Source organism: Diaphorobacter ruginosibacter (assembly GCF_014395975.1).
Classification (GTDB): domain Bacteria; phylum Pseudomonadota; class Gammaproteobacteria; order Burkholderiales; family Burkholderiaceae_C; genus Diaphorobacter_A; species Diaphorobacter_A ruginosibacter.
The window spans coordinates 204,124-222,521 of record NZ_CP060714.1; the positions used below are offsets into that span (position 1 = coordinate 204,124).

15 protein-coding genes and 1 tRNA gene are annotated in these 18,398 nt (G+C 63.4%); 10 read left to right on the forward strand and 6 right to left on the reverse strand.

Annotated features, from left to right (window positions below; translation table 11 throughout):
* Positions 1–96: 96 nt before the first annotated feature.
* The 3 genes from H9K76_RS01040 to H9K76_RS01050 are packed head-to-tail and all read right to left on the reverse strand — an operon-like array spanning position 97 to position 6,022.
* A complete protein-coding gene (locus tag H9K76_RS01040; protein ID WP_187597769.1) occupies positions 97–1,539 on the reverse strand; it encodes an efflux transporter outer membrane subunit in 1,443 nt (480 codons plus the stop codon).
* Positions 1,532–4,714, reverse strand: coding sequence for an efflux RND transporter permease subunit (locus tag H9K76_RS01045; protein WP_187597770.1), 3,183 nt, complete (start codon positions 4,712–4,714; stop codon positions 1,532–1,534). Before H9K76_RS01045 ends, H9K76_RS01040 begins: the two co-directional genes overlap by 8 nt.
* A 15-nt stretch (positions 4,715–4,729) precedes the next feature.
* Positions 4,730–6,022, reverse strand: a complete 1,293-nt coding sequence (locus H9K76_RS01050; protein ID WP_187597771.1) for an efflux RND transporter periplasmic adaptor subunit — start codon at positions 6,020–6,022, stop codon at positions 4,730–4,732.
* Positions 6,023–6,239: 217 nt separating this feature from the next.
* Here H9K76_RS01050 and H9K76_RS01055 point away from each other — a divergent pair, with 217 nt between their 5' ends.
* Positions 6,240–6,887, forward strand: coding sequence for a TetR family transcriptional regulator (locus tag H9K76_RS01055; protein WP_187597772.1), 648 nt, complete (start codon positions 6,240–6,242; stop codon positions 6,885–6,887).
* 141 nt (positions 6,888–7,028) lie between these two features.
* A tRNA-Arg gene (locus H9K76_RS01060) sits at positions 7,029–7,104 on the forward strand.
* 135 nt (positions 7,105–7,239) lie between these two features.
* On the opposite strand, the gene H9K76_RS01065 is transcribed toward H9K76_RS01060, so the two are convergent.
* Positions 7,240–8,451 carry a CaiB/BaiF CoA transferase family protein gene (locus H9K76_RS01065; protein WP_187597773.1) on the reverse strand — a complete coding sequence of 404 codons (1,212 nt, stop codon included), beginning with the start codon at positions 8,449–8,451 and terminating at the stop codon, positions 7,240–7,242.
* 144 nt (positions 8,452–8,595) lie between these two features.
* Between H9K76_RS01065 and H9K76_RS01070 the strand changes: the two genes are divergently transcribed.
* Genes H9K76_RS01070 through H9K76_RS01080 form a run of 3 tightly spaced genes read left to right on the forward strand, consistent with a single transcriptional unit; the run spans position 8,596 to position 11,702 of the window.
* A complete protein-coding gene (locus tag H9K76_RS01070; RefSeq protein ID WP_246475234.1) occupies positions 8,596–9,411 on the forward strand; it encodes an IclR family transcriptional regulator in 816 nt (271 codons plus the stop codon).
* A 31-nt stretch (positions 9,412–9,442) separates the two neighbouring features.
* Positions 9,443–10,435, forward strand: a complete 993-nt coding sequence (locus H9K76_RS01075; protein ID WP_187597775.1) for a tripartite tricarboxylate transporter substrate binding protein — start codon at positions 9,443–9,445, stop codon at positions 10,433–10,435.
* A 22-nt stretch (positions 10,436–10,457) separates the two neighbouring features.
* Positions 10,458–11,702, forward strand: coding sequence for an acyl-CoA dehydrogenase family protein (locus tag H9K76_RS01080; RefSeq protein WP_187597776.1), 1,245 nt, complete (start codon positions 10,458–10,460; stop codon positions 11,700–11,702).
* 129 nt (positions 11,703–11,831) lie between these two features.
* On the opposite strand, the gene H9K76_RS01085 is transcribed toward H9K76_RS01080, so the two are convergent.
* The gene (locus tag H9K76_RS01085; RefSeq protein WP_187597777.1) at positions 11,832–12,734 is read right to left on the reverse strand and encodes a LysR family transcriptional regulator; all 903 of its coding nucleotides are present in this window, start codon (positions 12,732–12,734) and stop codon (positions 11,832–11,834) included.
* 224 nt (positions 12,735–12,958) lie between these two features.
* Between H9K76_RS01085 and H9K76_RS01090 the strand changes: the two genes are divergently transcribed.
* From H9K76_RS01090 to H9K76_RS01105, 4 genes are all read left to right on the forward strand, one after another.
* Complete coding sequence (locus H9K76_RS01090) at positions 12,959–13,960, forward strand: Bug family tripartite tricarboxylate transporter substrate binding protein (RefSeq protein ID WP_187597778.1); 1,002 nt, start codon at positions 12,959–12,961, stop codon at positions 13,958–13,960.
* An 8-nt stretch (positions 13,961–13,968) separates the two neighbouring features.
* A complete protein-coding gene (locus H9K76_RS01095; RefSeq protein ID WP_246475235.1) occupies positions 13,969–15,036 on the forward strand; it encodes an NAD/NADP-dependent octopine/nopaline dehydrogenase family protein in 1,068 nt (355 codons plus the stop codon).
* A gap of 120 nt (positions 15,037–15,156) precedes the next feature.
* Entirely contained in the window at positions 15,157–15,585 is a 429-nt protein-coding gene (locus H9K76_RS01100; RefSeq protein ID WP_187597780.1) for a Rid family detoxifying hydrolase, read from the forward strand.
* 3 nt (positions 15,586–15,588) lie between these two features.
* Positions 15,589–16,695, forward strand: coding sequence for a PLP-dependent cysteine synthase family protein (locus tag H9K76_RS01105; protein WP_187597781.1), 1,107 nt, complete (start codon positions 15,589–15,591; stop codon positions 16,693–16,695).
* A gap of 57 nt (positions 16,696–16,752) precedes the next feature.
* On the opposite strand, the gene H9K76_RS01110 is transcribed toward H9K76_RS01105, so the two are convergent.
* A complete protein-coding gene (locus H9K76_RS01110; protein ID WP_187597782.1) occupies positions 16,753–17,655 on the reverse strand; it encodes a LysR substrate-binding domain-containing protein in 903 nt (300 codons plus the stop codon).
* Positions 17,656–17,755: 100 nt separating this feature from the next.
* Between H9K76_RS01110 and H9K76_RS01115 the strand changes: the two genes are divergently transcribed.
* Positions 17,756–18,343 carry a cysteine dioxygenase family protein gene (locus tag H9K76_RS01115; protein ID WP_187597783.1) on the forward strand — a complete coding sequence of 196 codons (588 nt, stop codon included), beginning with the start codon at positions 17,756–17,758 and terminating at the stop codon, positions 18,341–18,343.
* The last annotated feature ends 55 nt before the right edge of the window (positions 18,344–18,398 follow it).

The window sequence follows — 18,398 nt, forward strand, 5'->3', positions numbered from 1 at the left end:
CTTGCGTTGAGTCAATTTACCAACACAAATGCACAAGAAAAAAGGGCACCGAAGTGCCCTTGGGATACGCGTGAGCGTCAGGATGAACAGCGCTGTTTACTGCTCTGCCTTGGCCTGGTCCGGCGCTGCCGACGCGGTCCGGTCGTCCTCGGGGCTCCAGCCGCCGCCCAGCACCTTGTACAGGTTGACCTGGTTCTGCAGCTGGGCGAGGCGCACCTGCACCACGGCCTGCTCGGCAGTGAACAGCGTGCGCTGCGCATCCAGCAGATCCAGGTAGCTGGCCACGCCATTGCGATAGCGCAGGTCGGAGAGCTTGAACTGCGCACTCACGGCCTCGACCTGTGCCTGCTGGGCCTGCAGCTGGTCGGCGAGCGAGCGGCGGCTGACCAGCGAGTCGGAGACTTCGCGGAACGCGGTCTGGATCGACTTCTCGTACTGTGCCGCGGCCATCTTCTTGGACACCTCGGCCACTTCCAGGTTGGCCTGGTTGCGGCCGGCCGTGAAGATCGGCAGGTACAGAGAAGGACCGATGCTGAAGTACTTGGAACCCGACTGGAACAGGTCCGAAACCTCGCGGTTGGCAAAGCCGGCCGATGCGGTCAGCGTGATGTTCGGAAAGAACAGTGCGCGTGCCGCACCGATACTGGCGTTGGCCGCCACCATCTGCTGCTCGGCCTGGCGGATGTCCGGACGGCGCAGCAGCAGATCGGAGGGCAGGCCGGCGGGCACGTCGGCCAGCGCGGGCAGGTCGGCGAGCTTGCGGCCCTTGAGGCTTACCAGCATGTCCTGGGGCACCTGCGAGCCGACCAGCAGGTTCAGCGCGTTGATGTCCAGGTCGCGCTGGCGTGTCTGCTGCGCGAGCGTGGCGCGTGCGGTCTCGGTCAGCGACTGTGCCTGGCGGAAGTCCAGTTCGGAGGCGGCGCCCGCGTCGAAACGCATGCGGGCCAGCTTGATGGACTCCTCGCGCGTCTGCAGCGTCCGGCGCGAGATCTCCAGCAGTTCCTCGTCGGCCTGCAGGCCGATCCAGCTGCTGGCCACGGCGGCGATCAGGCTGATCTGCGCGGCCTTGCGGCCTTCCTCGGTTGCCAGGTATTGCGCGAGCGCCTGCTCCTTGAGGCTGCGGATGCGGCCCCAGAAGTCGATCTCCCAGCTCGCAAGGCCCAGGCCGACTGTGTAGTTGTTGGCGTACTGCCCTGTCAACTGGCTCGGCGCGCGCGTGGCGGATGCGCTCACGCCCACCTCGGGGAACAGCTTGGAGCCCTGGATGTCGTACTGCGCACGCGCCTGCTCGATGTTGAGCACCGCAACCCGCAGGTCGCGGTTGTTCTCGAGCGCCAAGCCGATGATCTTCTGCAGGCGCTCGTCCGTGTAGAAGTTCTGCCAGGGCAGGTCAGCGGCCGGCGTACTGGTCTGCGCCGTGGCGATCGGGTACTGCTCGGACACCGGCATCACTGGCTTGTCCAGCGCCGGAATGAACGAGCAGCCCGTTGCCATCAGCGCGGCAACCAGCAGGGTGGGAACAAGTCTGTAGTTATTCATGGTGAGTGCCTCCCTGCGGCGCGATCTGCGCGTGGCCCGTGCCCGGGGGAGCCATATCCTGCTTTTCCTTCTTGCCAAAGAGCCTGAAGATCACGACGAAGAACACCGGCACGAGGAACACGGCGAGCGGAGTGCCGATGATCATTCCCCAGAACACGCCGGTGCCGATGGCCTGCTGGCTGGCGGCGCTGGCGCCCGATGCGATGTACAGCGGCACGACACCCAGGATGAAGGCGAGCGAGGTCATCAGGATCGGGCGGAAACGCAGATGGGCGGCTTCGAGCGCCGCGTCATAGGCGCTCATGCCCTGCGCATGCAGATCCTTCGCGAACTCCACGATCAGAATCGCGTTCTTCGCCGACAGGCCGATCACGGTGATCAGCGCCACCTGGAAGTAGATGTCGTTGGGCATTCCGCGCAGCAGCATGCCCAGCAGCGCGCCGAGCACGCCCAGCGGCACCACCAGCATCACCGACAGCGGGATCGACCAGCTCTCATACAGGGCTGCAAGGCACAGGAACACGGCGAGGATCGAGAACGCGTAGAGGTACATGGCCGAGGAGCCTGCCTTCTTTTCGTCCAGCGACTGGCCGGTCCACTCGAAACCGAAGCCTTCGGGCAGATCGGCGGCGAGCTTCTGCATCTCGGTCATCGCCTGGCCGCTGGTGTAGGGCGGCTTGGCGTTGCCGGTGATGCTCATGGCCGGGTAGCCGTTGTAGCGCGTCACCTGCATCGGACCCGTGATCCACTTGGCCGTGACCATGGTGGAGAGCTCGACCAGCTTGCCTTCGGCATTGGGCACGGTCAGGCGCATCACGTCCTCCGGCTGCATGCGTCGGCCGGCATCGGCCTGGATGGTTACACGCTGCATGTATCCCTTGTTCGGGAAGTCGGTCGAGTTCGACGAACCGAGCGCTGTCGCCAGCGTCGAGGCCAGGTCGCCCATGCTCACGCGCTGGGCGGCCACCGCGTCGCGGTTGATGTTGACCTGCCACTGGGGAGCATCGTCCACACCGTCGAAGCGCACGCCGGCGAGGATGGGGCTCTGGTTGGCCTTGGCGATCAGTTCGTTGCGGGCTGCAATCAGTGCGGCGTGGCCCTTGTTGCCACGGTCCTGCAGGCGGAACGTGAAACCGTCGCTGTTGCCCAGTTCCGGAATCGATGGCGGCACCAGGGTGTAGATGAAGCCATCGCGGATCGCCATCATCGCGCCCATGGCCTTACCCGCGAACGAGTTCGCATCCTGCCCCGGGCCGGTGCGTTCGGACCAGTCTTTGAGGATGGTGAATGCGAGACCCACGTTCTGGCCCTGGCCGGTGAAGCTGAAACCCAGAATGCTCACGATGTGATCGGTCTCGGGTTGCTTGAGCACGAAGTTTTCCAGCTCGCCCGCTGTCTTGCCCGTGCGCTCCTGTGAGGCACCCGGCGGCAATTGGATCAGCGAGATCACGTAGCCCTGGTCTTCCACGGGCAGGAAGGATGTCGGCATGCGCGTGAACAGGAACACCACGCCCGCGACCACGAGGGCAAACACGATCAGCGACTGGAACGAGCGCTTGACCACGCCGGTCACCGCACGTTGATAGTGCTTGGCGCCGGTCTCGAAGTTGCGGTTGAACCAGTTGTAGAACGGGCCCAGCAGGCCGGTTTTCTTGTCGTGTGCGTGGCCCTTGGCAATCGGCTTGAGCATCGTCGCGCAGAGCGCGGGTGTGAGCGTCAGTGCGAAGAAGCCCGAGAAGAAGATCGAGATCGCCATCACCAGCGAGAACTGGCGGTAGATGTTGCCGGTGGCGCCGCTGAACAGGGCCAGCGGAACGAACACGGTCACCAGGATCACGGTGATACCGACCACGGCACCCTGGATCTGGCCCATGGCCTTGATCGTCGCCTCCTTGGGCGGAATGCCTTCCTCGGACATGATCCGTTCGACGTTTTCCACGACCACGATGGCATCGTCCACCACGATACCGATCACCAGCACCATCGCGAACATCGCCAGAATGTTGATGGTCAGGCCGATGGCCAGCATCACCGCGAACGTGCCCAGCAGCGCGATCGGCACCACGATGGTAGGAATCAGCGTGTAGCGGATGTTCTGCAGGAAGATCAGCATCACGATGAACACCAGCACGATGGCCTCGAGCAGCGTGTGAACCACCTTCTCGATCGAGATCTTCACGAACTTCGATGTGTCATAGGGAGCCGACCACTTCACGCCTGCGGGCAGGAACGGTTCGAGCTCGGCCATCTTGTTGTTCACCAGCTTGGCGGTGGCCATGGCGTTGGCGGTGGACGTGAGCTGCACGGCCAGTGCAACCGCGGGCTTGCCGTCCAGGCGCGAGGTGGTTGCGTAGCTTTCCACGCCCAATTCGACGCGGGCCACATCCTTGATGCGCACGGTGGAGCCGTTGGCGTTGGAGCGCAGCACCACATTGCCGAACTCCTCGGGGGTCGAGAGCTGGCCTGGCACCACGATGGTGGCGCTCATGGTCGTGCCGGGAATGGAGGGCGTATCGCCCAGCGCACCGCCGGAGATCTGCTGGTTCTGTGCGGCGATCGCTGCATTCACCGAGGCAATCGACAGGCCGTAGCCCTGCAGCTTCGCGGGATCGACCCAGATGCGCATTGCGCGGCCGGAGGCGAACAGCTGGGCCTTGCCGACGCCGTCGAGACGCTGGATTTCAGGCAGCACGTTGCGATTGACGTAGTCGGCGACCTCCTCACCCGATGTGGTGCCGTCCGCGGACTGGAACGCCAGGATCATCAGGAAGTTGCTCATCGCCTTGTCGACGCGCACACCGAGCGCCTGCACCACGGAGGGCAGGCGCGGCTGGGCGCGTGCGAGACGGTTCTGGACGTCCACCTGCGCGAGCTCGGGGTTGGTGCCCGGCTGGAACGTGATGGTCAGGGTCCCCTGGCCGCCCGCGGGCGCCTTGGTCTCCATGTACATCAGGCCTTCCGCGCCGTTCATTTCACGCTCGATCAGCTGCAGGACCGAATCGGTCATGGTCTCCGAGGTCGCGCCCGGATAGGTCGCCGTCACCGTGATGGTCGGCGGTGCCACGGACGGAAACTGTGCCACCGGCAGTTGTGTGATCGACACAATACCGAACAGCACCACGAAAATGGCGATCACCCATGCAAAGATGGGTCTGTGGATAAAGAACTTCGACATGTGAGGTCGTTCCGATTACTTGCCGGCAGAGGCGGCTGCAGCAGGCTCCGACGCGGCGGAAGCGGGTGCCGAGGCTGCGCTGGCGGGCTGTTGTGGCTGTGACGACCCGGTCCATGGCACCGGCGTCACCTTCTTGGCGCCCATGCCCACCTTCACCAGTCCGTCGACCATCACCTTCTCGCCGGGCTTCAGGCCCGAGGTGACGATCCAGTCCGTACCCTGCGACTGGCTGATCTGCACCGGGCGCGGGCTGACGGAGCCATCCTCGGCCACCACCATCACGAAGTTGCCCTTCTCGTTGCGGGTCACCGACTGCTGGGGGATCACGATCGCGTTGTCGACCTGAGCCTGCTCGAGGTGCACGCGCACGTACATGCCCGGCAGCATCATTCCGTCGGCATTGGGGATTTCGGCGCGCACCTGCACCTGCCCGGTGGTCTCGTCCACGGTCAGGTCGGTGAACAGCAGGCGGCCGTCCGACGTCAGCTTGCGGCCGTCGTCGGTGAACACGGAGACGCGCGCGCCCGACTTGCCGTCGGAGGACAGCTTGCCGTTGGCCAACGCCTCGCGCATGCGCAGGATGTCGGCGGAGGACTGCGTGATGTTCACGTACATCGGGTTGATCTGCTGGATCACCGCGAGCTGCGTGGCGTCGCCCTGGCCCACCAGTGCGCCCTCGGTCACCAGGGCACGGCCGATGCGCCCGGAGATCGGCGCGGTCACGGTGGCGTAGCCCAGGCTCACGTTCGCGTTGGTCACGGCAGCCTTGCCTGCGGCGACCTGCGCCTGGGCTGCCTTCTCGTTGGCCACGGCCACGTCATATTCCTGCTTGCTGATCGCGTTGGCTTCCACCAGCGGCTTGTAGCGGCGCACGGTGGAGGCGGCCTGCGCCAGGTTGGCCTCGGCCTGGGCCAGCGTGGCCTGGGCGCTCTGCAGGTTGGCCTTGTAGGGCGTGTTGTCGATCTGGAACAGCACCTGGCCGGCCTTCACGTCCGAGCCTTCCTTGAAGAGGCGCTTCTGCACGATGCCCGCTGCACGCGCACGCACCTGCGCCACGCGGGAGGCTTCCAGCCGGCCGGGCAGGTCGGAGACGATTGGCACGTTCTGCTGTGCCACCGTCACGACGCCGACTTCCGGCGGCTTCTGCTGGCCTTGGGCGGCATGCTGCTGATCGCCCTTCTTGTCGCCACAGGCGGACAGGCCGAGCGTCGCGACCAGTGCCACGACGAGTGCCGTCGATTTGGAGCGGCGGAAAAAGAGGGATGGGTGGCCCGAGGCCGCCTGGTTTGCTTCATACACGGGATGCATGAAAGTCCTTCCGGTAGACATTTTTAGTAAGGATATCGATCAGTTCTTGCGCTCGTATGTCGTGCGGCGCCTGGAAAAAGAGCGCAATGCGCCCATATCCCACGAAATTGATGCGCGATTATACATACATGCATAAATGTATAATTAGCGCTTCGAAAAACTTTACCTTCACACATCAACACGATAGCCCGCCTCTGGCTGACAGGAGGCTTGACACATGGCAAGGCGAACCAAAGCAGAAGCAGATGAGACACGCACCAAATTGCTGGATGCGGCAGAAGAGGTGTTCTTCGAAAAAGGCGTATCCCGCACCTCGCTGGGAGACGTGGCGCAGCGTGCCGGTGCCACGCGTGGGGCCGTGTACTGGCACTTCAAGGACAAGGTGGACGTCTTCAGCAGCATGCTGGCGCGCGTGTGCATGCCCTTCGACGAGATCTGCGACGACATGTTCGGCGATCTGCCGCCGCTCGAGCGTATCCGCCGCTCGATCCACAACGTGTTCGAGAGCGTGAGCCTGGACGAGCGTCGCCGCAAGATCTTCGACACCGCCATGTTCAAGATGGAATACGTGGGCGAACTCGCTGCCGTGCGCGAGCGCCACATCGAGGCCGCACAGATCAGCCGCGCCAAATTCGCGCACGACCTCGCCGCAGCGGCACAGGAGCTGCAGGTGAACATGCCCATGTCGGCGGACATGGCGGCCCAGGGCCTGCACTCACTGTTCGTCGGTCTCATACATGGATGGGTGCTGAATGAGGGGAGTTTCCCTTTGACACATACCGCTTGTATGTCAGTGGATGCCTATTTATCAGGCTTGGGCTTCCAGCGCCATCTATCACCCCTCGATCCTGACGGGGCCTGCTGATCCTGGCAACCCCCAACCGTGCCATAATCGGCGATCCGGTCAAACCGGGCCTGATCTTCTTCCCGCTCTCGCAGCTCGCTTCTGCGAGGCAGTGAAGCCAGGATCCTGCCCCTGACCGCGTCATCATCGCTTTCACAGCACGCGGCTGTAGCTCAGTGGATAGAGTATTGGCCTCCGAAGCCAAGGGTCGTGGGTTCGATCCCCGCCAGCCGCGCCATATGAATCAGCAAATCAAGCACATCGGGGCTGGTTGATTATTTGCTGAATTTTTTCTCATGTTTACTTCATTGCGCGTTGCACGCGCCCGCCCCTGGCAATCGCCGTTTACCTGCGGCGCGGCCTTCTCCCTCTTCTACACAACGCCAAGAGCCTGCAGCTGAGCCAGCCGCTCGGCCGATACTCCCAACCGGGAGTAGACATCCTGGTTGTGCTGTCCTGTGGCAGGCCCGGTGGCGGGTGCATCCAGCACTTGTCCAACGACCCGGGGGACAATGCATGGACTGGGGATGGAGCCGTAGTCCGGGTCAGGCAGACGCATCACCGCGCCCCGTGCCTTGAAATGGGGGTCCTGCAAGATGTCCTCGATGGAGTTGGTCTTGCTGAATGGAATCTGGGCGGCCTCCAATGCCTGCACGACTTCTTCGGTGCCGTGTTCGCTGAACCACTTGGAGATGATCTGGTCCAGTGTGCCGAGATGCTCGACCCGTGCCGGATTGGTACTGAACCGCGGGTCCTGCGCCAGGAGCGGCTGGCCGATGGCCTGGCACAGGCGTGCAAAGATCGGGTTCGAGGATGCAACGAGGGAGAGGCTTCCGCCATCACGGGTACGATACATGTTGGACGGCGCGGTGTAGCTGGCACAGTTGCCCTCTGGCCCGCGCACATAGTTCATCTGCTCATACTCGACGGCGAGGGGGTCGAGCAGCCGGAACAATGCTTCCGTGGCCGACAGGTCGACCTCCGTGCCGGTCATGGATGGGTCACCGCGCAAACGGGCTATTTCCATGGCCACCGAGAAGGCGCAGAACAGGCCTGCCACATAGTCGCCGATGGGATAGTTGCTGTGCAACGGCGTGCCGCCCTTTTCACCGGTCAAATTCGTGAAGCCACTCATGGCCTCGAAGATCCGGGCATATCCGGGGCGCTGGGCGTACGGGCCTGTCTGCCCGAAGCCTGTCAGGCGAACCACGATCAAGCGTGGATTGCGGGCGTGCAGCGTTTCCATGTCGAGCCCCCATCGATCCAGCGTTCCGGTCCGGAAGTTCTCGATCAGCACGTCAAAGTGGGGAATCAGCTCCAGGAAGAGCTCGCGTCCCAGCGGCTTCCGGACATCCAGGGTGATGCCTTTCTTGCCTCGATTGGCCACTTTCCACCATAGCGGGTTCCCGTTCTTGACGGGCTGAAGTCCGCGCAGTGCATCGCTTCCATCCGGCAACTCCAGTTTGATGACCTCGGCCCCGTGGTCGGCACAAAGGGTTGCCCCCACTGGTGCTGCAAGCACGGTGGCCATGTCCAGGATGCGCACGCCATGCAAGGCTCCCTTCGATTTCATTTCAGCAGTCATTGGAGGTCCCGGAATTTGAATGAAGCTGCCAGTATCCGGAGCATCCGCATCTGGAAGAATGCCTGTTTCGATATGCGAAACACTTAATTGACGGTACCCATGAGGTGAGCAACCATGCCCGCAGATTCAGCAAAGCAACGCACCGTGTCTTCCATCACCCTTCCAGGGCTCATCAGCCCCCACGACCTGGCTTCGGACCGCCAGTTCGCCATGACGCTGGCGCGTGGGTTGGAAGTATTGCGGGCATTCACTGCTGCCAACCCAGTGCTGAGCAACCGTGAGATTGCAGACCGCACAGGCCTGCCCAAGCCGACCGTTTCACGCCTGACCTACACATTGGGACTGCTGGGCTACATGTCCAAGGATGCCGATTCGCAGAAATACCGGCTGGCCTCGGGCGTGCTGGCATTGGGGCATCCACTGCTTGCCAGCATGAAGACGCGTCAGCTGGCCAAGCCCCTCATGGTCAACATAGCGAGACAGACCGGCTGTACGGTCAACCTGGGGGTACGCGACCGCACCGACATCGTCTACGTGGATTCGGTGCGCGCCGATGGGCGCAACGAATACCTGCCCGATATCGGATCGACCTATCCGCTGCTGGTCAGCTCCATGGGCCATGTACTCATCCACGGTCTGCCCCGCCCCCAGAAGCAAGCACTGCTGAACTACCTGAAGGTGCAGGACAAGGAGCTGTTTGCACTGCATCGCCAAGGCCTGGAGGCGGATGGCAGGCTGTTTGCGGAGCAAGGCTACTGCCTTTCCTCCGGTGCATGGGACCGCGAGCTGTATGCGATAGCAGTGCCACTCAGGGGCGCTCCTGGCGAGCCAGCTCTTTCGATGAATGGCACGTTGTATGCGCACAAGAACGCGAGGCAGAAGCTCGTCGACGAGGTTCTTCCGCTGCTCAAGCAAAGCGCCCATGAGATTGAAGCCTCACACGGATTGCGTTCGGGTTAGTGCCATTCAGGCCATACAAAGGAGACAAGACATGGACAAGACGAGAAGGTCGGTAGTGAACATGACCGCGGCGCTCATGACAGGCGGTGCACTCAGGCCCCTGCAGGCGCTGGCGCAAGGCTCCTATCCGTCCAAGGCGGTTCGAATCATCGTGCCGTACCCGGCCGGCGGTGTGGTGGATTCCATAGCCCGAGTGGTCGGGGAAAGGATGGGGCGGCAATACGGCCAACCCGTCGTGGTGGAGAACCGTACGGGCGCAGGCGGCTCCATCGGCACGGACCTGGTGGCCAAGTCACCCGCAGACGGCTATACGCTCTTGATGGTGTCGCCCTCCCATGCGGTGATGCCGCTCTTTCAAAAGAGCCTGGCATGGGACCCCGTGAAAGATTTCAAGGGGATCGCCGGGTTTGGAGCCATTCCCAACGTGATCGTGGTGCACCCCGGCGTCAAGGCCCAAAGCATGCAGGAGCTTGTCCGGCTCGCGCAGAAAAAGGACAGCGGCCTCACGTATGCCAGCTCGGGGCTCGGCACGTCGTCGCATCTGACCGGTGAGCTGTTGAACCAGATGGCGCGCATCCAGCTCACGCATGTGCCCTACAAGGGGCAGCCCGAAGCCATGACCGACTTGCTCTCGGGCCGAGTCGACATGATGCCCATGTCCACCTCTCTGGCGCTGCCGCACATCAGGACCGGAAAGCTCAGGGCGTTGGCCGTAACGACCCACCACCGTTCCGCGGCCCTGCCTGACGTACCGACCGTGGCCGAGGCGGCCGGACTTCCCGGTTTCCAGGTGGGCACATGGATCGCATTGCTTGCCCCGGCCAAGGTACCTCCGCAAATCATCAGCAAGCTGTCCACGGATGTCGCCGCTGCCATCAGGCAGCCGGAAATCCAGGCCAGGTTCAAGGACCTGGCTTTGGAAGGCGCACCGCAATCAGGAGCGGCTTTCGACGAGTTTCTCAAGCAGGAGGTGTCCACCTGGACAGAGGTCATCAAACGCGCGGGCATACAGGCCAACAGCTAACCGTATTGGAAAGGGGCACGACATGAACAAGACAGGCACAGGCACAGGCACTGCGAGCCGACTCTTTGGCGAACACTTTCTGCACGACCTGAATCAACCGGAACTGGACATGCTGCACAAGGTGCGCGACCTGGTTGAAAGCCGCATTGGTCCCAATGCCCACAAGGTGGCGGAGAAGGATGAGTTTGCATGGGACAACTTTCATCTGCTCGCCAAGGAGGGCGTGATTGCCACCGCCTTTCCAAATGAGTACGGTGGAACGGATGCCAGACAGGTGCTGCGCATTCGCATCATTGAAGAGCTTGGACGGGTCTGCAGTGCGTCCGCCTCGCTCATTACGGGGGCCGACCTGTCGTGCAGGGCCATCGTCGCCGGGGCAACTCCTCAAATGAAGGAGCAACTACTGCCGGGCCTTCGTTCAGGGAAGCTCCAGGCTGCGTTTGCATTAACCGAACCGGAAGCTGGATCGGATGTACGGGGACTGAAAACCAGCATTCGGCAGGAAGGCGGCGAATTCGTCGTCAACGGTAGCAAGAAGTTCATCACCCGGGGAACGACAGCGGACTGGTTCATGGTCGTCGGGCGACTGGAGGCGGACGCCTCGCGCTTTGTCGCAGTGCTGGTGCCCCGAGGCGCCGCAGGATTTGATATCAGCCCGGAGGTCGAGAAACTGGGGTGGTACGGGGTGCCCATTTCTTCTCTCCGATTCGAGAATGTCCGTGTGCCGGCCGGGAATCTGCTGGGCAAGGTGGGGGATGGTTTTGAACTGGCGCAGGATGCACTGTTGCGTGCTCGTATTGGGCATGCCGCGATGGCGTTGGGCCGCTCCATCGGTGCCATTGAGATCGCCGCGGCATACATGAACGACCGCACGCTGTTTGGCAAGGCGTTGGGCGAGCACCAGGGAGCACAGTGGATGCTCTCCGACATGTTTTCGCAGGTGGAGGCCGCGCGGGCATTGTTGTCCGTGACGGCCCAGAAGTACGATAGGGGCGACACCGATGTGGCCGTCTATGCCTCCATGGCCAAGCAGCAAGCGACCGACCTCTGCATGAAAGTCGTGACCGATGCCCTGCAGCTCACTGGAGGCCGGGGCTACATGAAGGACTTTCCGCTGGAGCGGTTCTTCAGGGACGCCAAGCTCAACCAGATTGGAGAAGGCTCCAGCGAGGTCCACAAGACGGTCATCGGCAGAGACGTGATTCGCCGCAGCACCCGCGCACAGCGCAACCCGACCTTGCGCGAAGGCTCCCTGGTCGCCTACTAGTACCGGAGCGGCGGGTACACGGCACGAAGCACGGCATCTGCCGGGTGCCTGTCGGACGGAGCCTTTGCCTGCCCGCCCGACATCGCAAAACGCTCAAGGAAAGCGCTCAACCAAACGCACAGGCAAGGCTCAATCGGCAATCTCCTCGAACAGCGATGCAGAGACGCGCTTCAGTGCCTTGATCACCACTTTCATGGCGGGCGTGACAGGGCGATTGCGCGCGGTCGCCATGACGGAGCGGACGCGGAAATCATTGCCCAGCAGATGTTCCACCATGGTGCCCGTTGCCAACTCGCGGTAAATGGACAGCCTGGACACAATCGCCGCGGCGCGCCGCGTGGCGATGATTTCCTTGGTGATTCCAATATCGTCAATTTCGTAGGCGGCGGTGAGCGACAGTTGCTGCCTGGCGGCCCAGATGTCGATCTGTCGGCGCAACCCTTGTCCGGGGCTGGGAAGGCGCAGGGGTACGCCCGTCAGGATCGGCAGGGAGTCCGGCCCCATCGACAGCGGAAAATCAGGATGCGCCGCGAGCACCACCCTGGCGGAGCCCAGTTCGTCGAGCAGCAGTTGCGACGACATGCCGATGTCACTCAGCACCCCGATGTCCACCTGTGCATGCAGCACCCATTCATACACGTAGCGTGAATTGCCGCTGATCAGCCGCACCTGGACGTTGGGGTACTCCTGCTGGACGGCATCGAGAAGCCTCAATCCGACCGCATGCATGAAAGAGGGCGACAGCGCGATGTCCACGGGTCCGGAAGGCTCACGGTCCTGGTCACCCGCGGTGCCCAGCGCTTCCTCGAGCTGGCTCAGCGCGGGGCGCAGGGTGCCCTGCAGCCGCTCTCCCGCCAGCGTCAGGCTGACACCCCGGCCATGGCGGTACAGCAAGGGCGTTCCGCAGATCTCCTCCAGCTCCTTGATGTGCCGGCTGACCTGGGACTGGGGGATTCCCAGGATGCTGGCGGCGCTGGTCAAGCCGCCGGATTCGGCGACCAGGAGAAAGGTTTGCAGGATTCGAGTGTTCATACGGCGAATGAGGCAAGGTCAGCATCCGGCAGCAGTCGCTGGCAGTTTTCTCTGCGCGGGTTCTCCGCGCGTGAGAGGAACCGTGGGGCGATCTTAGCTGCTCATGCCGTCGGCGGAGGCAGCCCAGACCCCCCGGCAATGGATATCTGTCATCCATTTTCAGGGCTTCATTCCAAAGCGCTGCCTTTGAATAATTGCCGCACAGACAACTGGTGAGGTTTTCAATGAAACGCTTTTCTGTTTTGCATGGCCGCGCTGCGCGATATGGCGCAGCCATGGCTCTGGTGGCCCAAGCCCTCGTGCCCCTGCACCCGGCAGTCGCGCAGGAGCCGTCCAAGCCGATCCGCCTGCTGGTGCCGTTCGCGCCGGGCGGGTCGCAAGACATCATCGGGCGCTATCTGGCCTCGCAGCTCGCAACACGGCTCTCGACCCCCATGATCGTCGAGAACAAGAGTGGCGCCGGCGGCGTGATTGCGGCAGACGCGGTGGTCAAGGCGCCCGCCGACGGTTCCACCCTGCTTCTGGCCACGGGCGGTGCCATTTCCATTGCGCCGCATCTCATGCCGAAGCTGCCGTATCTGGCGCAACAAGACCTGGTCCCGGTGGCCATGGTGGCCGACACGCCGATGGTTATCGCCGTGCGCGCGCAAAGCAGCCTCCGCTCGCTGGCCGAACTGCTCAAGACCGCCAAGGCCGAGCCAGGCAAGCTCGCCTATGCATCGACGGGGACGGGCACTGTATCCCATCTCACCGGGGAGCTGCTGGCACAGGGGGCCGGTGTGAAGCTGACGCATGTGCCCTATCGCGGGGCGGCTCCTGCCGTCATCGACCTCATCAGCGGCAACGTGGATGCCATCGTGACCAGTGCCGCTTCGATCGAGCCCATGGTGCTCAGCGGCAAGGCCAGGGTCCTCGGAACGTTTACCAAGGAGCCGCTGCACAACCTGCCGGGCACGCCCACCGTGGAGCAGGCCACGGGCCTTTCCGGCCTGGCCATTCCGGTCTGGGTCGGTGTCATGGTCTCGGCCAAGACGCCCAAGGCGGTGGTCGCGCGCCTCGCGGAGGAGACCCTGAAGGTCTGCCAGCTCCCCGAGACCAGGAAGCGCCTGCAGGATGCGGGGGCGGATGTGAACTGCTCCGGCAGCCAGGGATTCGGCCAGCTGATTGCGGAGGATTCGCAGCGCTGGGCCGGCGTGGTCAAGCACGGCAACATCAAGAGCGAGTGATGCAGCGTATGAACGTAGGAATTGTTGGAACCGGTGGCATCGCACTTGCCAGTGCCGCATGGATGGCGCATCGCGGCCACGCCGTGTCCCTGTGGTCGCCTCGCGGAGGCGGTGCGGACGCGCTGCGCTCGAAGCCCCTGGCTGCCAGCGGTGTGCTCGATGCCAGCGTGCGTGTCGGCGTTGCCGATACCGCAGGGGAGCTGGCCCATGGAGCCGATGTGCTGCTCATCGCCGTACCGGTGAATTGGCACAGGAGCGTGATGGATGCGCTGATTCCGCACCTCCAGCCAGGGCAGCTGGTCATCGTCAGCTCGATGAGCTCGCTGTCGGCCCTTTACCTCTACGAGGCGGCGCTGGAGCGCGGTATTCCGATCTCCGTGGCAAGCTTTGGCACCACCGTGCTCACGGCACGCCGGCACGATGGCGCTGCCGTGAAGATCATGACGCGGCGCACGTCGCTGGGCGTCTCCTGCCTGCCGCGCTCCGGCCAGGCCGCTGCGCTGGCGGCCTGCGAATCGCTGTTCGGCGACGGCTTCACTGTCGATGAAAACGCCCTGGCGACCGCGTTGACCAACATAAATCCGGTGGCCCACGGTCCCCTGGCGCTGTTCAACTGGACACGGATCGAACGTGGCGAGAACTGGCCCCAGTACCACTTCATGACCCCGCGCGTGGCAGCCGTGATCAAGCAGCTCGACGTCGAGCGCAGAGCCGTGGCCAACGCGTTTGGACTGCAGGTGCGCACCATCGAGCGGCACTTTGCCCAGTCGTTCAATACCGAGTCCGAGCAGCTCTCGGACATCGCATCGGAGCTGCACCGCAAGCGGGGCGGTCCGCCGGGCCCCACGGATACGCAGACACGGTTCCTTTCGGAGGACATGCCCTACGGACTGGTGTTCACGCTGGCATTGAGCCATGTCGCGCAGATACCGGCCCCCGCCACCGAGGCGACGGCGACCATGGCCGGACTCATCGTCGGTGAAGACTTTACGGCCGCCAACGACCTGATCTTCGCGCTTCGGCTCCCCGCCGAGTCCGTCAGCGGCCTGCTTGCGCGTGTCAACGCCAGCCGCTGAACCCGCCCTGTCCCTGACGCTCGAAGGCAACGCTTCGGGCTTGAGGGGCCATGCATGCCACACCTTCGCACACCGGTTTCGGGGTGCGACCTCCCAACCATCCTCATGGTGCGCAAGACAATGAACCCAGAGAACCCACCATTCGCAGCGCGAGACCGAGCGCGCGAGGCCTTTGCGACGAACGACGCCCCCTCGGCCATCGGACCCTACTCGCAGGCCATTGCTGCTGCAGGACTGCTGTATGTCTCCGGCCAGCTTCCCCTGTCCGCCAACGGTGTGGACATGCCGGAAGGCATCGGCGAGCAGGCCCGTGCATCACTTCGCAACGTGGAGGCGATTGCCCAAAGTGCCGGCTGTACGCTGGGCGATGTCGTCAAGCTCACGATCTATATGACGGATCTCCAAGGCTTCGCGCAGGTCAACGAGGTCATGGCGTCGATGCTGTCCACGCCTTATCCGGCACGCGCCACGGTGGAGGTCTCCGCGCTGCCCAGATCGGCGCAGATCGAGATCGAGGCGGTCGTGGCCCTGCCGGCGAACAGGGGGTAAGCGATGCACCATCATTCCAACGCCTGGACCGCTGCGGCCGTTCAACGCATTTCTCGCGATTTCTGCCGCTCCGCCGATACGCACATCATTCCGCTGGAGCTGGCCGGGTTCCGATGCGTGTCGATGTACATCAAGGACGAATCCACGCACCCCACCGGCAGCCTGAAGCACCGTCTGGCGCGGTCCCTGTTCCTGTATGCGCTGTGCAATGGCTGGGTCCGCGAAGGAACCACGGTCATCGAGGCGTCCTCCGGCAGCACCGCCGTGTCGGAGGCCTACTTTGCGCGAATGCTCGGCCTGCCGTTCATCGCCGTCATGCCGCGCTCGACCTCTCCGGCCAAGGTCGACCTGATCAGGTTCTACGGTGGCCAGTGCCATTTCGTGGATCGCGGCGACCAGGTGTATGACGAGGCGACCCGGCTTGCGCGCCAGACCGGGGGCCACTACATGGACCAGTTCACCTACGCGGAACGCGCGACGGACTGGCGCGGCAACAACAACATTGCCGAATCGATCTTCAGCCAGCTGGAGGACGAGCTGCATCCGGTTCCCCGGTGGATCGTCACGGGCGCGGGCACCGGCGGCACCTCGGCGACGATCGGCCGGTACATTCGCTACCACGGCCATGCGACCCAATTGTGTGTCGTGGATCCCGAGAACTCGGTGTTCCTGGACTACCACCGCAGCGGCGACGCCACGCTGTCGAATGCGGAGTCTTCAGGCGTCGAAGGCATCGGCCGGCCCCGGGTGGAGCCATCGTTCATCCCGGGCGTCATTGACCGCATGCTTCGCGTGCGCACCGTCGACTCCTACGCTGCGATGCGCTACCTGGCACGGCTTACCGGGAAGCGCTATGGCGGCTCTACCGGAACGGACTTCTACGGCGCGCTGCGCCTGGCCTGCGAGATGGAAAAGGCAGGGGAGGCGGGCTCCATCGTGTTCCTGGCATGCGATGGTGGCGACCGGTACCTCGACACCTACTACGACGATGCCTGGGTGGCATCGCAGGGGCTCGACCTGGAGCCGCACACACAGCGGATTCAGAAGCTCTGTGAAACAGGCCGCTGGGAAATGCAGATCGAGCCGACGCCATGCACCGCTGAAGCGTGAGCGAATGACACGAGCCCTCCTGGCGCGCGCCTGGCATCTTCTGATGCGGCTCCGGTGCTACGACGATGCCGCGTCGAAGTGGACTGCGCGCTCGCGCAGGCTGCCCGCGAAGAGAATCCTTGATTTGAGGTTCTCGAACACCTGCCGCGTCACCGGGTTGATCACATGGCTGCGGATATACAGGTGGTAGATCAGGTCGGGCAGGGCGGGCATCCCGTCCCCCTTGCCCAGCACGCGCAGGCCGGGGTCGAGCTGCTCCACGCCCCGCGAGGTGACGCCGAGTCCCGCGCGCAGCGCCGCGAGGATGCCGACGAGGCTGGTGCAGGTATGGCGTGGTGTCCAGGCGATGTTCATCGCGTCCAGGGACTCGCAGGCCAGCCTGCGGAAGATGCTGGGGCCGTCGGCCAGCACCAGCGGGATCGGCTTGGAGGGATCGTGCACATAGTTCGCACCGCACAGCCACACGGTGGGGCTTGAGCGCAGGACGAAGCCTTCCAGCGAGGGATCTTCGCGGTTGGATATCACCAGGTCGAGCTCGCCCTGCTTGAGCGATTCCATGAGAAACGGGCTGCGCCCCACGTGCACGTCCATCTGCATGCTGGGAAAGTTCTGTGCGATTTCCTGCAGGACCAGCGGCAGCATGGTGTCCGAGACATCGTGCGGCGCACCGATGCGCACCAGGCCCTGGATCTGGCGGTTCTGCAGGCTCAGCAGAGCCTCGTCGTGGATCGCCAGCATGTGCCGCGCATAGACCAGCAGCCGCTGCCCATGATCGGTCAGCTGTTTCTGCCGTCCCTGTTTCTCGAAGAGCGGATGGCCGATCTTTTCCTCCAGCCGCTGCATCTGCTGCGTGATGGCGGACTGCGTCTTGCCCAGGTGCACGGCCGTCGCGGCAAAGCTCTGCTGGTTGGCAATGGTGACCAACGTGCGCAGCAGTTCGAGCTCAAGCGTTTTTTCCATATATAAATATTACTAAAGTATTCGTATCAATTGCTAGGATTGTTCTGTCCAAAATGCGTTGATAAATTCAAGGGCATTGAACAATTTCCTGGAGCCCGCTTTGAATACGAATGCCCCCCAACGCACAGCCGCAGTCACCACAGCGATCGACAACATGAAGGCTGCCGTGGGCGACGCGTTGACACGCCCTCATCTGGACCAGGTGCTGAACGAGCTCGTGGGCCTGGCGGCGAGGCGCGAGTTCTGGACACAGGCCGACTTTCCCGCGCCGGAGGAGGGCGAGCACCAGGCGCGCTACCTGATCGCCGAGGACCCGGACCAGAGCTATGCGCTGTACCTGAACGTCATGCGTCCCGGCAAGAAGATCGTTCCGCACAACCACACCACCTGGGCCTGCATCGCTGCCGTGGAAGGCACCGAGCACAACCGCGTCTATGAGCGCACCGACGACGGTTCCGTTCCCGGCAAGGGCACGCTCAAGGAGGTGGATCTGGTCGTGGTTGAGCCGGGCCATGGCATCGCGCTCATGCCCGACGACATCCACTCGGTGGAGATCCGGGGAGAGCAGGTGATCCGCCACCTGCACATGTATGGCCGTGCCCTGGAGACGCTGACGTCGCGCACCAGCTACGACCTGCAGGCGGGCACCTGCCAGACCATGGGCATCGGAGTGCAGACCCGACGCTGATCCACCCGCTGATTCCATCCTGAAACGCCGGCTTCGAGCAGTGCGCCCCCAAGGG

What these genes read in the sequence shown, in the direction of transcription:
- H9K76_RS01040 (WP_187597769.1), bottom strand. Translation starts at nt 1,539, where the DNA reads ATGAATAACTACAGACTTGTTCCCACCCTGCTGGTTGCCGCGCTGATG.
- H9K76_RS01045 (WP_187597770.1), bottom strand. Translation starts at nt 4,714, where the DNA reads ATGTCGAAGTTCTTTATCCACAGACCCATCTTTGCATGGGTGATCGCC.
- H9K76_RS01050 (WP_187597771.1), bottom strand. Translation starts at nt 6,022, where the DNA reads ATGCATCCCGTGTATGAAGCAAACCAGGCGGCCTCGGGCCACCCATCC.
- H9K76_RS01055 (WP_187597772.1), top strand. Translation starts at nt 6,240, where the DNA reads ATGGCAAGGCGAACCAAAGCAGAAGCAGATGAGACACGCACCAAATTG.
- H9K76_RS01065 (WP_187597773.1), bottom strand. Translation starts at nt 8,451, where the DNA reads ATGACTGCTGAAATGAAATCGAAGGGAGCCTTGCATGGCGTGCGCATC.
- H9K76_RS01075 (WP_187597775.1), top strand. Translation starts at nt 9,443, where the DNA reads ATGGACAAGACGAGAAGGTCGGTAGTGAACATGACCGCGGCGCTCATG.
- H9K76_RS01080 (WP_187597776.1), top strand. Translation starts at nt 10,458, where the DNA reads ATGAACAAGACAGGCACAGGCACAGGCACTGCGAGCCGACTCTTTGGC.
- H9K76_RS01085 (WP_187597777.1), bottom strand. Translation starts at nt 12,734, where the DNA reads ATGAACACTCGAATCCTGCAAACCTTTCTCCTGGTCGCCGAATCCGGC.
- H9K76_RS01090 (WP_187597778.1), top strand. Translation starts at nt 12,959, where the DNA reads ATGAAACGCTTTTCTGTTTTGCATGGCCGCGCTGCGCGATATGGCGCA.
- H9K76_RS01095 (WP_246475235.1), top strand. Translation starts at nt 13,969, where the DNA reads ATGAACGTAGGAATTGTTGGAACCGGTGGCATCGCACTTGCCAGTGCC.
- H9K76_RS01100 (WP_187597780.1), top strand. Translation starts at nt 15,157, where the DNA reads ATGAACCCAGAGAACCCACCATTCGCAGCGCGAGACCGAGCGCGCGAG.
- H9K76_RS01105 (WP_187597781.1), top strand. Translation starts at nt 15,589, where the DNA reads ATGCACCATCATTCCAACGCCTGGACCGCTGCGGCCGTTCAACGCATT.
- H9K76_RS01110 (WP_187597782.1), bottom strand. Translation starts at nt 17,655, where the DNA reads ATGGAAAAAACGCTTGAGCTCGAACTGCTGCGCACGTTGGTCACCATT.